The organism is Pseudomonas urethralis (assembly GCF_021602465.1).
Classification (GTDB): domain Bacteria; phylum Pseudomonadota; class Gammaproteobacteria; order Pseudomonadales; family Pseudomonadaceae; genus Aquipseudomonas; species Aquipseudomonas vlassakiae.
On record NZ_BQIJ01000010.1, the window covers coordinates 22,620 to 36,599 of the forward strand.

General features: G+C 62.7%; 15 protein-coding genes. 14 read left to right on the top strand and 1 reads right to left on the bottom strand.

What is annotated here, in order from left to right; genetic code table 11:
• Positions 1 to 5: 5 nt before the first annotated feature.
• The 6 genes from queA (at position 6) to L6D64_RS17040 (ending at position 6,072) form a co-directional block, all read left to right on the top strand.
• Complete coding sequence (gene queA / locus L6D64_RS17015; protein ID WP_099814285.1) at positions 6 to 1,055, top strand: tRNA preQ1(34) S-adenosylmethionine ribosyltransferase-isomerase QueA; 1,050 nt, start codon at positions 6 to 8, stop codon at positions 1,053 to 1,055.
• A gap of 14 nt (positions 1,056 to 1,069) precedes the next feature.
• Positions 1,070 to 2,185 carry a tRNA guanosine(34) transglycosylase Tgt gene (gene tgt, locus L6D64_RS17020; RefSeq protein WP_176510082.1) on the top strand — a complete coding sequence of 372 codons (1,116 nt, stop codon included), beginning with the start codon at positions 1,070 to 1,072 and terminating at the stop codon, positions 2,183 to 2,185.
• Positions 2,186 to 2,227: 42 nt separating this feature from the next.
• Complete coding sequence (yajC, locus tag L6D64_RS17025) at positions 2,228 to 2,563, top strand: preprotein translocase subunit YajC (protein ID WP_008092587.1); 336 nt, start codon at positions 2,228 to 2,230, stop codon at positions 2,561 to 2,563.
• Between the two features lie 64 nt (positions 2,564 to 2,627).
• Positions 2,628 to 4,490, top strand: a complete 1,863-nt coding sequence (gene secD / locus L6D64_RS17030) for a protein translocase subunit SecD (RefSeq protein ID WP_099814287.1) — start codon at positions 2,628 to 2,630, stop codon at positions 4,488 to 4,490.
• Positions 4,491 to 4,500: 10 nt separating this feature from the next.
• On the top strand, positions 4,501 to 5,409 hold the full coding sequence (secF, locus tag L6D64_RS17035; RefSeq protein WP_176510067.1) for a protein translocase subunit SecF: 909 nt from the start codon (positions 4,501 to 4,503) through the stop codon (positions 5,407 to 5,409).
• A gap of 120 nt (positions 5,410 to 5,529) precedes the next feature.
• On the top strand, positions 5,530 to 6,072 hold the full coding sequence (locus tag L6D64_RS17040) for a glycine zipper 2TM domain-containing protein (RefSeq protein ID WP_176510066.1): 543 nt from the start codon (positions 5,530 to 5,532) through the stop codon (positions 6,070 to 6,072).
• Positions 6,073 to 6,285: 213 nt separating this feature from the next.
• On the opposite strand, the gene suhB is transcribed toward L6D64_RS17040, so the two are convergent.
• Complete coding sequence (gene suhB, locus L6D64_RS17045) at positions 6,286 to 7,104, bottom strand: type III secretion system regulator SuhB (protein WP_176510065.1); 819 nt, start codon at positions 7,102 to 7,104, stop codon at positions 6,286 to 6,288.
• Positions 7,105 to 7,255: 151 nt separating this feature from the next.
• Between suhB and trmJ the strand changes: the two genes are divergently transcribed.
• The 8 genes from trmJ (at position 7,256) to hscA (ending at position 13,977) form a co-directional block, all read left to right on the top strand.
• Positions 7,256 to 8,026: a tRNA (cytosine(32)/uridine(32)-2'-O)-methyltransferase TrmJ gene (gene trmJ, locus L6D64_RS17050; protein WP_176510064.1), complete on the top strand. Its 771-nt coding sequence runs from the start codon at positions 7,256 to 7,258 to the stop codon at positions 8,024 to 8,026.
• A gap of 3 nt (positions 8,027 to 8,029) precedes the next feature.
• On the top strand, positions 8,030 to 8,818 hold the full coding sequence (cysE, locus tag L6D64_RS17055; RefSeq protein ID WP_054887561.1) for a serine O-acetyltransferase: 789 nt from the start codon (positions 8,030 to 8,032) through the stop codon (positions 8,816 to 8,818).
• 179 nt (positions 8,819 to 8,997) lie between these two features.
• Positions 8,998 to 9,489, top strand: coding sequence for a Fe-S cluster assembly transcriptional regulator IscR (gene iscR, locus L6D64_RS17060; RefSeq protein WP_054887562.1), 492 nt, complete (start codon positions 8,998 to 9,000; stop codon positions 9,487 to 9,489).
• A 46-nt stretch (positions 9,490 to 9,535) separates the two neighbouring features.
• Complete coding sequence (locus L6D64_RS17065) at positions 9,536 to 10,750, top strand: IscS subfamily cysteine desulfurase (protein WP_027920282.1); 1,215 nt, start codon at positions 9,536 to 9,538, stop codon at positions 10,748 to 10,750.
• 46 nt (positions 10,751 to 10,796) lie between these two features.
• A complete protein-coding gene (gene iscU / locus L6D64_RS17070; RefSeq protein ID WP_007929523.1) occupies positions 10,797 to 11,183 on the top strand; it encodes a Fe-S cluster assembly scaffold IscU in 387 nt (128 codons plus the stop codon).
• Between the two features lie 35 nt (positions 11,184 to 11,218).
• Entirely contained in the window at positions 11,219 to 11,542 is a 324-nt protein-coding gene (gene iscA / locus L6D64_RS17075) for an iron-sulfur cluster assembly protein IscA (RefSeq protein ID WP_023630636.1), read from the top strand.
• Between the two features lie 8 nt (positions 11,543 to 11,550).
• Positions 11,551 to 12,072: a co-chaperone HscB gene (gene hscB / locus L6D64_RS17080; protein ID WP_176510063.1), complete on the top strand. Its 522-nt coding sequence runs from the start codon at positions 11,551 to 11,553 to the stop codon at positions 12,070 to 12,072.
• A gap of 42 nt (positions 12,073 to 12,114) precedes the next feature.
• A complete protein-coding gene (gene hscA / locus L6D64_RS17085; RefSeq protein ID WP_176510062.1) occupies positions 12,115 to 13,977 on the top strand; it encodes a Fe-S protein assembly chaperone HscA in 1,863 nt (620 codons plus the stop codon).
• The last annotated feature ends 3 nt before the right edge of the window (positions 13,978 to 13,980 follow it).

Genomic DNA, 13,980 nt, shown 5'->3' on the forward strand with positions numbered 1-13,980 from the left:
TCATCATGCGCGTCGCCGATTTTTCCTTCGAACTCCCCGATTCCCTGATCGCCCGCCACCCTCTGGCCGAGCGCCATGGCAGCCGTCTGCTGGTCCTCGATGGCCCGAGCGGGGCGTTGGCGCACAAGCAATTCCCCGATCTGCTCGACTACCTGCGGCCGGGCGACCTGATGGTGTTCAACAACACCCGGGTGATTCCGGCGCGGTTGTTTGGCCAGAAAGCCTCCGGCGGCAAGCTGGAAGTCCTGGTCGAGCGTGTACTCGACAGCCACCGCGTGCTGGCCCATGTACGTGCCAGCAAGGCGCCGAAAGAAGGCGCAGTGATCCTCATCGATGGCGGTGGCGAGGCCGAGATGGTCGCCCGCCACGACACGCTGTTCGAACTGCGCTTCACCGAAGAGGTGCTGCCGCTGCTCGATCGTGTCGGGCACATGCCGTTGCCGCCCTATATCGACCGCCCCGACGAGGGCGCAGACCGTGAGCGCTACCAGACCGTGTACGCCGAACGCGCCGGTGCGGTAGCCGCGCCGACTGCCGGCCTGCACTTCGACGAGGCGCTGCTGGAGCAGATCGCCGCCAAGGGCGTCGAGCGTGCCTTCGTCACCTTGCACGTGGGTGCTGGTACTTTCCAGCCAGTGCGGGTCGACAAGATCGAAGACCACCACATGCACAAGGAGTGGCTCGAAGTGAGCCAGGACGTGGTCGACGCCATCGAGGCCTGCCGCGCCCGTGGCGGCCGGGTGATCGCAGTCGGTACCACCAGCGTGCGCTCGCTGGAGAGCGCAGCGCGCGATGGCGTGCTCAAGGCCTTCAGCGGTGATACCGACATCTTCATCTACCCGGGTCGGCCATTCCATGTGGTCGATTGCCTGGTCACCAACTTCCACCTGCCGGAGTCCACGCTGCTGATGCTGGTCTCGGCCTTCGCCGGTTACCCCGAGACCATGGCTGCCTACGCGGCGGCGGTTGACCAGGGTTACCGTTTCTTCAGTTACGGTGATGCCATGTTCATCACCCGCAATCCGGCGCCACGCGGCCCAGAGGATCAAGCATGAGTCGCACCTGTCGAATGTCGTTCGAACTGCTGGCCACCGACGGCAAGGCCCGTCGTGGCCGGCTGACCTTCCCCCGTGGCACGGTCGAGACCCCGGCGTTCATGCCGGTGGGCACCTATGGCACGGTCAAGGGCATGCTGCCGCGTGACATCGAGGCCATCGGCGCCGAAATCATCCTCGGCAACACCTTCCATCTGTGGCTGCGCCCGGGTACCGAGGTGATCAAGAAGCACAACGGCCTGCATGACTTCATGCAGTGGAAAGGCCCTATCCTCACCGATTCCGGTGGCTTCCAGGTGTTCAGCCTGGGCGCCATGCGCAAGATCAAGGAGGAAGGCGTGACCTTCGCCTCGCCCGTCGACGGCTCCAAGGTGTTCATGGGCCCGGAAGAATCCATGCAGGTGCAGCGTGACCTGGGCTCGGACATCGTCATGATTTTCGACGAGTGCACGCCGTACCCGGCCGAGCACGACGTGGCGCGCACCTCCATGGAACTGTCGCTGCGCTGGGCCCAACGCTCGAAGAATGCCCACGCCGACAACACGGCGGCACTGTTCGGTATCGTCCAGGGTGGCATGTACCAGGACCTGCGCATGCGCTCGCTGGAAGCCCTGGAAAACATCGGCTTCGACGGCCTGGCCATTGGTGGCCTGTCGGTTGGCGAGCCGAAGCACGAAATGATCAAGGTGCTCGACTACCTGCCGGGCCAGATGCCTGCTGACAAACCTCGTTACCTTATGGGGGTAGGCAAACCGGAAGATCTGGTTGAGGGTGTGCGCCGCGGCGTCGACATGTTCGACTGCGTGATGCCCACGCGCAACGCGCGCAACGGCCATCTGTTCGTCGATACAGGGGTGATCAAGATCCGCAACGCGTTCCATCGCCATGATGATTCGCCACTGGATCCGACCTGTGACTGCTACACCTGCACCAACTTCTCCCGCGCTTATCTGCATCATCTGGACAAGTGTGGCGAAATGCTGAGCAGCATGCTGAATACCATCCACAACTTGCGCCATTACCAGCGCTTGATGGCCGGTTTACGCGAGGCTATTCAACAGGGTAAATTGGCCGCCTTTGTCGACGCCTTCTACGCCAAACGCGGGCTGCCTGTGCCGCCTTTGGACTGACTGTTCGCATCCATTATTAGAACATTACATTAGGAGTGCCCAATGAGCTTCTTGATCCCCGCCGCTTACGCGGACGCTGCAGCACCCGCCGCTGGCCCAGCCGGCACCGGTTTCGAATGGATTTTCCTGGTCGGTTTCCTGGTCATCTTCTACCTGATGATCTGGCGCCCGCAGGCCAAGCGCGCCAAAGAGCAGAAGAACCTGCTGAGCAACTTGCAGAAAGGTGATGAAGTTGTCACCAACGGCGGCATCGCCGGCAAGATCGTCAAAGTTTCCGATGACTTCGTGGTCCTGGAAGTTTCCGACACCGTCGAACTGAAGTTCCAGAAGGGTGCCATCGCGGCCACCCTGCCAAAGGGTACGCTCAAGGCTATCTGAGTTACCGGTTTCATTTTTCCAGTCGGGGCGCGCAAAGCGCCCCGCGTCTTGAACGGGCGGCGTGATGCTGAACAAATACCCTCTGTGGAAATACGCACTGATCCTGGTGGTACTGGCGATCGGTTTCATTTATTCCGCTCCCAACCTCTACCCGGATGATCCGGCGGTGCAGATCAGCGGTGCCAGCTCGGCGCTGCGGGTCAACCAGGCCGACCTCGATCGCGTCAGCAAGGCGCTGGTCGATGCCGGTATCACCGTCAAGGGCGCGAGCCTGGGTGAGAAGGGCAGTGGGCTGATTCGCCTGACCAACCAGGAAGATCAACTGCCAGCCAAGGATGTCGTGCGCAAGGCACTGGGCGATGATTATGTCGTGGCCCTGAACCTGGCCCAGACGACCCCGCAATGGCTGCGCAACCTGGGTGCAAGCCCGATGAAGCTGGGCCTGGACCTGTCCGGTGGTGTGCACTTCCTGCTCGAAGTGGACATGGACAAGGCGATGAGCGCCCGCATGAAAGTCTACGAAGGCGAGGTCAAGACCTTGCTGCGCAAAGAGCGCATCCGCTACCGCAGCCTGCCGCAGCAGGATGGCGGCGTAATGCTGGGCTTCGCTGACGATGCTACCCGCGAGCAGGCACGCGCCCTGATCCGCAAGAATTTCAATGACTTCGACCTGACCACCACCGAGCGCAACGAGCTCGCCGTGCTGCGTCTGGCGCTGACCCAGGCGAAAGTCGCCGAGATCCGCGAGTACTCGATCAAGCAGAACCTGACCACCGTGCGCAACCGTGTGAACGAGCTGGGCGTGGCCGAGCCGCTGGTGCAGCGCCAAGGCGCCAACCGCATCGTGGTCGAGCTGCCGGGCGTGCAGGACACCGCCGAAGCCAAGCGTATCCTCGGTAAGACCGCCAACCTGGAGTTCCGCTTCGGTGCCGAGCCGGGCGCTTCCAAGGCCACTACCGAGGTCTTCGAGTTCCGTGAAGGCAACCGTTCCGCTGCTGTCGAGCGCGGCCTGATCATCACCGGTGACCAGGTTACCGATGCCCAGGCCAGCTTCGACGAGCATGGTCGGCCGCAGGTGAACATTCGCCTGGATGGCCACGGTGGCGAGCTGATGAGCCGCGCCACCCGCAGCAACGTTGGCCGCAGCATGGCGGTGATCTTCATCGAGCAGAAGCCGGTAACTCGCTACGTCAAGCAGACTGTCGATGGCGTCGAGAAGGACGTTGCCGTACAGAGCTTCCAGGAAGAGAAAAAGATCATCAGCCTGGCGACCATCCAGTCGCCACTGGGTAGCCAGTTCCGTATCACCGGCCTGAACGGCCAGGGTGAGTCGTCGGAACTGGCCCTGCTGCTGCGTGCCGGTGGTCTGGCTGCGCCGATGTACTTCGCCGAAGAACGTACCATTGGTCCAAGCCTGGGTGCCGACAACATCACCAAGGGTATCGATGCGTCGCTGTGGGGCATGCTGTTCGTCTCGCTGTTCATCATCGCCATCTACCGCGGCTTCGGCGTGATCGCCACCGTTGCCCTGGCGGGCAACATGGTCCTGCTGCTGGCGCTGATGTCGCTGTTGGGCGCGACCCTGACCCTGCCAGGCATCGCCGGTATCGTGTTGACCATGGGTATGGCGGTGGACGCCAACGTGCTGATCTTCTCGCGTATCCGTGAGGAGCTGAATGCCGGTATGTCGGTGCAGCGCGCCATTCACGAAGGTTTCAACCGCGCCTATACCGCGATCATCGACGCCAACCTGACCAGCCTGCTGGTCGGCGGCATCCTGTTCGCCATGGGTACCGGCCCGGTCAAGGGCTTCGCGGTCACCATGTCCCTCGGGATTTTCACCTCGATGTTCACCGCCGTCATGGTGACCCGTGCAATGGTCAACCTGACCTGCGGCGGGCGTGACATCAAGAAGCTGTGGGTTTGAGGGAGCTGCGATGAAAACCATCAACTTCATGGGCGTGCGCAATGTCGCGTTCGCCGTCACCGTGCTCCTCACCGTGCTGGCGCTGTTCAGCTGGTGGCAGAAGGGCCTGAACTTCGGCCTGGACTTCACCGGCGGTACGCTGATCGAGCTGACCTACGAGCGCCCGGCCGACCTCAAGGCGGTACGTGCCGAGCTGGTCGACTCCGGCTTCCACGAGGCCGTGGTGCAGAGCTTTGGCGCCACCACCGACCTGCTGGTGCGCATGCCGGGCGATGACCCGCAGCTGGGTAACAAGGTTGCTGCCGCGCTGCAGAAGGTCGGTGGCGACAACCCAGCCACCATCAAGCGCGTCGAGTTCGTCGGCCCGCAGGTGGGTGAAGAGCTGCGCGACCAGGGCGGCCTCGGCATGCTCCTGGCACTGGGTGGCATCCTCATCTACCTGGCCTTCCGCTTCCAGTGGAAGTTCGCCGTGGGCGCGATCGTCTCGCTGATCCACGACGTGGTGGTGACCCTGGGTATCCTGTCGTTCTTCCAGATCACCTTCGACCTTACGGTGCTGGCGGCGGTACTGGCGATCATCGGCTACTCGCTGAACGACACCATCGTCGTCTTCGACCGCGTACGTGAGAACTTCCGTGTGATGCGCAAGGCCTCGCTGATCGAGAACATCAACGTCTCGACCACCCAGACCCTGCTGCGCACCATCGCCACCTCGGTGTCGACCTTGCTGGCGATCGCTGCGCTGCTGTTCTTCGGCGGCGACAACCTGTTCGGCTTCTCGCTGGCACTGTTCATCGGTGTCATGGCCGGTACCTATTCGTCGATCTACATCGCCAACGTGGTACTGATCTGGCTGAACCTGAACAGCGAAGACCTGATTCCGCCTGCGAAAAACGAAGGCGTGGATGAGCGTCCTTAAGGATTAGTCCTACGCCGTTCGGCGACCAAAAAGGCGTGAGTGTTGAACTCACGCCTTTTTTTTCGCTCCAAGGCTGGGAGAAGGCGGGAAGGCTCCCGCAGGCAGGATCAGGAGGTTCATGTGAACAAATCAATGCTGGTAGGTGCTGTACTGGGTGCTGTCGGTGTGACTGCCGGAGGTGCTGTCGCAACCTACAGCTTGGTGAACAAAGGGCCTGAATACGCGCAGGTCACCGACGTGCAACCGATCAAGCAACAGGTCAAAACCCCGCGTGAGGTCTGCAAGGACGTCACCGTTACGCGTCAGGCGCCGGTCAAGGACCAGCACCAGATCGCCGGTACCGTGGTCGGTGCCATTGCGGGTGGCTTGCTGGGTAACCAGATCGGTGGCGGCACCGGCAAGAAGATCGCCACCGTGGCCGGTGCGGTCGGTGGTGGTTATGCCGGTAACAAGGTGCAGGAGGGCATGCAGGAGCGTGATACCTACACGACCACGCAAACCCGCTGCAATACCGTCAACGACATCAGCGAGAAGGTGGTGGGCTACAACGTCAAGTACACCATCGGCGACCAGGTCGGCCAGGTGAAAATGGACCGCGAACCGGGTTCGACCATTCCGCTGGATAAAAATGGCAAGCTGATCCTCAGCGAAGCCGGGCAATGATTTCGGTCTTGCATTGCTTTTTGTGGGTGCGGCCTTGCGTCGCGAATGGACTGCGAAGCAGTCCCGGCAATTTATGATATGGCAGAGATCCCGGGGCCGCTTTGCGACCCTTTCGCGACGCAAGGCCGCTCCCACAAGGTGTGTGCAAGCTCTGGAAATCAGGCATAAAAAAAGCACCTCAATAGGTGCTTTTTTTGTGCCTGCAATCCGCGCTTAGCGCTTCATGTGCTCTGGCAGGTGTGGCTGGATAGCGGTCAGTACGGCCTTGAAGCACTTGATGTTGCCTGCAACGATGTGGCCCTTGTCGAGGAAGTCATGGCCGCCGTTGAAGTCGCTCACCAGGCCACCGGCTTCCTGGATCAGCAGCACGCCGGCCGCCATGTCCCACTCCGACAGGCCCGACTCCCAGAAGGCGTCGAAACGGCCGGCGGCCACGTAGGCCAGGTCCAGGCTGGCGGAGCCGGCGCGGCGGATGCCGGCAGTCTGGCCAGTCAGGGCGCGGAACATGCCCAGGTAGTTGTCCAGGTCGGCCATCTGGTTGTCACGGAACGGGAAGCCGGTGCCCAGCAGGGCGCCGTCCAGGCTGGTGCGCGAGCTGACGCGCAGGCGACGGCCATTGAGCTGGGCGCCGCGGCCGCGGCTGGCGGTGAATTCTTCCTGGCGAACCGGGTCGACGATCACGGCATGCTCGAGGCGGCCACGGTATTTGCAGGCGATGCTGACAGCGAAGTGCGGGATGCCACGCAGGAAGTTGGTGGTGCCGTCCAGCGGATCGATGATCCACAGATAGTCCTTGCCTTCTTCGCCGGTGCCGGCGTGCAGGCCGGTTTCTTCACCTTGGATGGAGTGGTTCGGGTAGGCCTTGCGCAGGGCGTTGACGATGCTCTGCTCGGCGGCACGATCCACTTCGGAGACGTAGTCCTTGGCCTCTTTCTCGTCGACCTTGATGCTATCCAGGCGTTCGATGGAGCGGAAAATCAGTTCACTGGCGCTGCGAGCGGCGCGCAGGGCGATATTCAGCATAGGCTGCATGGGCGGGTCACCTGGAGATGTTAAAGAAGAAAGCCGGACATTCTAACAGAAAAGTTTGGCGGCAGAAGTGTCACATTTGCTTTCGTGGCGTTACGCTGGTCGGTTCTGTAAGATCGTTTTCCCCCAAACCTGCATCTGAGAGCACAACACCTTGCTGCAAAATATTCGTGTTGTTCTGGTCAATACCAGCCACCCCGGCAACATCGGCGGCGCTGCGCGTGCCATGAAAAACATGGGCTTGTCGCGTCTGGTGCTGGTGCAGCCAAAAGAGTTCCCGTCCGGCGACGCCACCGCGCGGGCTTCGGGCGCCGACGATATCCTGGCCAATGCCCAGGTGGTCGACAGCCTTGAAGACGCGTTGGTCGGGTGCAATCTGGTCATGGGCACCAGTGCTCGTGAGCGCAGCATCCCCTGGCCGTTGATCGACCCGCGCGAATGCGGGGCCAAGGCCGTGGAGCACGCCAACGGTGGTGAAGAGATCGCCCTGGTGTTCGGGCGTGAGCACGCCGGCCTGACCAACGAAGAACTGCAGCGATGTCACTTCCACGTGCACATTCCCTCGAACCCCGACTTCAGCTCGCTGAACCTTGCCGCCGCAGTCCAGGTGCTCTCCTATGAGGTGCGCATGGCCTGGCTGGCAGCCGAAGGCGCGCCTACCAAGGTCGAGAAGTTCGACGCCAACTCGCTGCGCAGCAACGAGCTGGCGACCATGGACGAAATGGAGCTGTTCTACGAACACCTGGAGAAAACCCTGGTGGACATCGGCTTCCTCGACCCCGAGAAGCCCAAGCACCTGATGCCGCGCCTGCGCCGGCTGTACGGGCGCAGCTCGGTAAATCGTTCGGAAATGAGCATTTTGCGCGGCATCCTCACCGAGACCCAGAAGGTCGCCCGGGGCGAGCCGCATAAACGGAAGGACTGACAGATGTTCGAACGTCTGCGTGAAGATATCCAGAGCGTGTTCCATCGTGACCCGGCGGCACGCAATGCCTTCGAGGTGCTGACCTGCTATCCGGGCATGCACGCCATCTGGCTGCACCGCCTGGGCAATGCCTTGTGGAAGCGTGACTTCAAGTGGCTGGCACGCCTGGTGTCGAACTTCGGTCGCTGGATGACCGGTATCGAGATCCATCCCGGCGCGACCATCGGTCGGCGCTTCTTCATCGACCATGGCATGGGTATCGTCATCGGTGAAACCGCCGAGATCGGCGACGATGTCACCCTTTATCAGGGGGTGACCCTGGGCGGCACCAGCTGGAACAAAGGCAAGCGTCACCCAACCCTGGAAAACGGTGTGGTGGTCGGGGCGGGTGCCAAGGTGCTTGGCCCGTTCACCGTCGGTGCCGGGGCCAAGATCGGCTCCAATGCCGTGGTGACCAAGGCGGTTCCGGCCGGCGCCACTGCGGTTGGCATCCCGGGGCGGATCATCGTCAGGAACAGCGAGGACACCGAGCTCGAGGCCAGGCGCAAGGCCATGGCCGAGAAAATCGGCTTCGATGCCTACGGTGTCAGCGGTGACATGCCGGACCCGGTAGCCCGCGCCATCGGTCAGATGCTTGATCATCTGCAGGCGGTCGACGAGCGTCTGGAGGGGATGTGCGGCGCGCTGACCAAGATGGGCAGTGACTATTGTGCCAAGGAGCTGCCGAAATTGCCGGAAGATGACTTCGCGGTCGAAACCCAGGCGGCCCAGCGCGACACTCAGTCGCATTGATTGCGTCGCGGTGAAGTCACTCTGACATATGGGGCGTGTGCTCGCGCCCCATTGCTGCTACACTCGCGCCCGCCTCCCTAATGCAAACCCGACTAAAGCAGTAGGTCTAATAGTTGACTTAAATGCTCGGGAATCGCATACTCGCACACATCCCGTAACTCCCGTGGTACCCATTAGCCATGCGACTGACTACCAAAGGCCGATACGCCGTCACTGCCATGCTCGACCTGGCATTGCACGCGCAGCATGGGCCGGTGTCTTTGGCCGACATTTCCGAGCGCCAGGGCATTTCCCTCTCTTATCTGGAACAGCTGTTCGCCAAGCTGCGCCGCAGCAGCCTGGTTTCCAGTGTGCGCGGTCCGGGCGGTGGCTACCAGCTGTCGCGCGGCATGGAAACCATCCAGGTGGCCCAGGTCATCGACGCGGTCAACGAGTCGGTCGATGCCACCCGTTGCCAGGGCCTCGGGGATTGCCATGCCGGTGACACCTGCCTGACCCACCACCTGTGGTGCGACCTCAGCCAGCAGATTCACGAATTCCTCAGTGGCATCAGCCTGGCTGACCTTGTCATGCGCCGTGAGGTGCAGGAAGTCGCCCAGCGCCAGGACCTGCGGCGTGTCGCAGGCCGTACCGCCCTGCTGGACAAGATTGAGACGTCCGCCGTCGACTGACCGCTTAACAGTCACGAGCGACGCCACCGCCTGATAGGAGATACCCATGAAGTTGCCGATCTACCTCGATTACTCCGCTACCACGCCGGTCGACCCACGTGTCGCCCAGAAGATGGCCGACTGCCTGCTGGTCGACGGCAACTTCGGTAACCCGGCCTCGCGTTCCCACGTGTTCGGCTGGAAGGCCGAGGAAGCGGTCGAGAACGGCCGCCGCCAGGTTGCCGAGCTGATCAACGCCGACCCGCGCGAAATCGTCTGGACCAGCGGTGCCACCGAGTCCGACAACCTCGCCCTGAAAGGTGTGGCGCACTTCTATCAGACCAAGGGCAAGCACATCATCACCTCCAAGATCGAGCACAAGGCGGTCCTGGATACCGCTCGCCAGCTCGAGCGCGAAGGTTTCGAAGTCACCTACCTGGAACCGGGCGAAGACGGCATCGTCACCCCGGCCATGGTCGAAGCCGCCCTGCGCGACGACACCATCCTGGTCTCGCTGATGCATGTGAACAACGAAGTCGGCTCGATCAACGATATCGCCGCCATCGGTGAGCTGACCCGCTCACGCGGCGTGCTGTTCCATGTCGACGCCGCCCAGTCCGCCGGCAAGGTCGAAATCGACCTGCAGAAGCTGAAGGTCGACCTGATGTCGTTCTCGGCGCACAAGGTCTACGGCCCCAAAGGCATCGGCGCGCTGTACGTCAGCCGCAAGCCGCGCGTACGTCTGGAAGCCATCATCCACGGCGGTGGCCATGAGCGCGGCATGCGTTCGGGCACCCTGCCGACCCACCAGATCGTCGGCATGGGCGAGGCCTTCGCCATCGCCAAGCAGGAGATGGCCGCCGAGAACGTGCGCATCAAGGCCCTGAGCGACCGCTTCTTCAAGCAGGTCTCGGACCTCGAAGAGCTGTACGTCAACGGCAGCAAGACTGCCCGCGTGCCGCACAACCTGAACCTGAGCTTCAACTACGTCGAAGGCGAGTCGCTGCTGATGTCGCTGAAGGACATCGCCGTATCGTCCGGTTCGGCCTGTACCTCCGCTTCGCTCGAGCCGTCGTATGTACTGCGCGCTCTGGGCCGCAACGACGAGCTGGCGCACAGCTCGATCCGCTTCTCCTTCGGCCGCTTCACCACCGAAGAAGAAGTCGACTACGCCGCGCAGCAAGTCTGCATGGCCGTCAACAAACTGCGTGAGCTGTCGCCGCTGTGGGACATGTACAAAGACGGCGTTGACATCTCCAAGATCGAGTGGGCCGCCCACTAAGCAGTCGCCGGCAAGAGCGGCTCCCTGATGAGGAAGGAATTGCACCATGGCATACAGTGAAAAGGTCATCGACCACTACGAAAACCCACGCAACGTCGGCAAGATGAACGCCGAGGACCCGGATGTCGGTACCGGCATGGTCGGCGCCCCTGCGTGCGGTGACGTGATGCGTCTGCAGATCAAGGTCAACGAGCAAGGCATCATCGAAGACGCCAAGTTCAAGACTTACGGCTGCGGTTCGGCCATCGCTTCCAGCTCCCTCGCCACCGAGTGGATGAAGGGCAAGACCCTGGACGAAGCCGAAACCATCAAGAACACCCAGCTGGCGGAAGAACTGGCGTTGCCGCCAGTGAAGATCCACTGCTCGGTACTCGCCGAAGATGCCATCAAGGCAGCTGTTCGCGACTACAAGCAGAAGAAAGGCTTGATCTAAGCCGCCCGTTGCAAGGTAAGAGTCAAGGAGTTCCGATGGCTATCAGCATGACAGAAGCCGCCGCCAACCACATTCGCCGCTCCCTCGACGGGCGCGGCAAGGGTGAGGGCATTCGCCTGGGCGTGCGCACCACCGGCTGCTCGGGCCTGGCCTACGTGCTGGAGTTCGTCGACGAGCTGGCCGCGGAAGATCAGGTGTTCGAGAACCATGGCGTCAAGGTGATCATCGATCCCAAGAGCCTGGTCTACCTCGATGGCACCGAGCTGGACTTCGTCAAGGAAGGGTTGAACGAAGGCTTCAAGTTCAACAACCCCAACGTGCGCGGTGAGTGTGGCTGCGGCGAAAGCTTCAACGTCTGAGGCTGGCCGTGGGTACTCCTTGTCATTTCGCTCTGTTTGACCTCCAGCCCTGCTTCCGCCTGGACCTCGACAAACTGGCCACTCGCTACCGCGAGCTGGCCCGCGAGGTCCATCCGGACCGCTTCGCCGACGCCTCCGAGCGCGAGCAGCGGGTAGCGCTGGAAAAGTCGGCGGCTCTCAACGACGCCTACCAGACCCTGCGCAGTGCGCCGCGCCGTGCCCGCTACCTGCTGGCTATCGGTGGCCACGAAGTGCCCCAGGAAGTCACGGTCCATGACCCTGATTTCCTGATGCAGCAGATGCAATGGCGCGAAGAGCTCGAAGAGCTGCAGGATGAAGCCGACCTCGACGGTGTGGCGGTGTTCAAGAAGCGCCTGAAGGTCGCCCAGGACACGCTCAACGAGGATTTCGCCGCCTGCTGGGACGTGCCTGCCGAGCGCGACAAGGCCGAGCGCCTGATGCGCCGCATGCAGTTCCTCGACAAGCTCGCCCAAGAAGTGCGCCAACTGGAAGAGCGCCTCGACGATTAACCCGGCGTTGCCCGTGATGACGCCTAAGGTATTCAGATAAGCATGGCCCTACTGCAGATCGCCGAACCCGGTCAAAGCCCCCAGCCACACCAGCGCCGCCTGGCGGTGGGGATCGACCTGGGTACCACCAATTCACTGGTCGCTGCCGTGCGCAGCGGTCGCAGCGAGCCCCTGCCCGATGCGCAGGGCAACGTCATTCTGCCGTCGGCAGTGCGTTACCTGGCCGGTCACAGCGAAGTCGGCCTGGCCGCGCGCGAAGCCGCTTCCAGCGACCCGCTGAACACCGTGCTGTCGGTCAAGCGCCTGATGGGTCGTGGCCTGGCTGACGTCAAGCAGCTCGGCGAACAGCTGCCGTACCGCTTCATCGGCGGTGAGTCGCACATGCCGTTCATCGACACCATCCAGGGGCCGAAAAGCCCGGTGGAAGTGTCCGCCGACATCCTCAAGGTGCTGCGCGAGCGTGCCGAAGCCACCCTGGGTGGCGAGCTGGTGGGCGCGGTGATCACCGTGCCGGCCTATTTCGACGACGCCCAGCGTCAGGCTACCAAGGATGCCGCGCGCCTGGCCGGCCTGAGCGTGCTGCGCCTGCTCAACGAGCCGACCGCCGCGGCCGTGGCCTACGGCCTGGACCAGAACGCCGAAGGCCTGGTGGCCATCTATGACCTGGGTGGCGGCACCTTCGATATTTCCATCCTGCGCCTGACTGCCGGCGTGTTCGAAGTGCTGGCCACCGGTGGCGATACCGCGCTGGGTGGCGACGATTTCGACCACGCCATTGCGGGCTGGATCATCGAGCAGGCCGGCCTGTCCGCCGATCTTGATCCGGCCACCCAGCGTCAGCTGCTGCAGGCCGCCTGCGCTGCCAAGGAAGCCCTGACCGATGCCGACACCGTCCGCGTCAGCCACGGCGCCTGGGCGGGCGAGCTGAGCCGCGCCGCCTTCGAAGCCATGATCGAGCCCCTGGTTGCCCGCAGCCTGAAAGCCTGCCGCCGCGCCGTGCGCGACAGTGGCATCGAGCTGGAAGAGGTGGGCGCAGTGGTGATGGTCGGTGGTTCGACCCGTGTGCCGCGTGTTCGGGAAGCCGTGGGCGCGCTGTTTGGTCGCACCCCGCTGACTTCGATCGACCCTGACCAGGTAGTGGCCATTGGTGCCGCCATCCAGGCCGATACCCTGGCCGGCAACCGCCGCGTAGGTGGCGAACTGCTGCTGCTCGATGTCATCCCGCTGTCCCTGGGTCTTGAGACTATGGGCGGGCTGATGGAGAAGGTGATCCCGCGCAACACCACGATTCCGGTGGCCCGTGCCCAGGAATTCACCACCTATAAAGATGGCCAGTCGGCCATGATGATCCATGTTCTGCAGGGCGAGCGCGAGCTGATCAGCGATTGCCGCTCCCTGGCGCGCTTCGAGTTGCGCGGCATTCCAGCCATGGTGGCTGGCGCCGCCAAGATTCGCGTGACCTTCCAGGTCGACGCCGACGGCCTGCTCAGCGTTGCTGCCCGTGAACTGGGTTCGGGCGTGGAGGCCAGCATTCAGGTCAAGCCGTCCTACGGCCTGACCGACGGCGAGATCGCCCGCATGCTCAAGGATTCCTTCGAGCACGCCGGTTCCGACAAGCAGGCGCGCCAGCTGCGTGAGCACCAGGTTGACGGCGAACGCCTGCTCGAAGCGGTGCAGGGCGCCCTGGATGCCGACGGTGACCGCCTGCTCAGCGAAGACGAGCGGGTCGCCATCGAGTATCAGATGCAAGAATTGCGTGATTTGCTCAGCGGCACCGATGGCGCAGCCATCGAGCAGCAGACCAAGCGTCTGTCGCAGGTGACCGATGCCTTTGCCGCCCGCCGCCTTGATTCGACGGTCAAAGCCGCACTGGCCGGGCGCAACCTGAATGAGATCGAGGAGTAACCG

What these genes read in the sequence shown, in the direction of transcription:
- cysE (WP_054887561.1), top strand. Translation starts at nt 8,030, where the DNA reads ATGTTCGAACGTCTGCGTGAAGATATCCAGAGCGTGTTCCATCGTGAC.
- iscR (WP_054887562.1), top strand. Translation starts at nt 8,998, where the DNA reads ATGCGACTGACTACCAAAGGCCGATACGCCGTCACTGCCATGCTCGAC.
- iscU (WP_007929523.1), top strand. Translation starts at nt 10,797, where the DNA reads ATGGCATACAGTGAAAAGGTCATCGACCACTACGAAAACCCACGCAAC.
- suhB (WP_176510065.1), bottom strand. Translation starts at nt 7,104, where the DNA reads ATGCAGCCTATGCTGAATATCGCCCTGCGCGCCGCTCGCAGCGCCAGT.
- iscA (WP_023630636.1), top strand. Translation starts at nt 11,219, where the DNA reads ATGGCTATCAGCATGACAGAAGCCGCCGCCAACCACATTCGCCGCTCC.
- hscA (WP_176510062.1), top strand. Translation starts at nt 12,115, where the DNA reads ATGGCCCTACTGCAGATCGCCGAACCCGGTCAAAGCCCCCAGCCACAC.
- queA (WP_099814285.1), top strand. Translation starts at nt 6, where the DNA reads ATGCGCGTCGCCGATTTTTCCTTCGAACTCCCCGATTCCCTGATCGCC.
- yajC (WP_008092587.1), top strand. Translation starts at nt 2,228, where the DNA reads ATGAGCTTCTTGATCCCCGCCGCTTACGCGGACGCTGCAGCACCCGCC.
- tgt (WP_176510082.1), top strand. Translation starts at nt 1,070, where the DNA reads ATGTCGTTCGAACTGCTGGCCACCGACGGCAAGGCCCGTCGTGGCCGG.
- secF (WP_176510067.1), top strand. Translation starts at nt 4,501, where the DNA reads ATGAAAACCATCAACTTCATGGGCGTGCGCAATGTCGCGTTCGCCGTC.
- secD (WP_099814287.1), top strand. Translation starts at nt 2,628, where the DNA reads ATGCTGAACAAATACCCTCTGTGGAAATACGCACTGATCCTGGTGGTA.
- L6D64_RS17065 (WP_027920282.1), top strand. Translation starts at nt 9,536, where the DNA reads ATGAAGTTGCCGATCTACCTCGATTACTCCGCTACCACGCCGGTCGAC.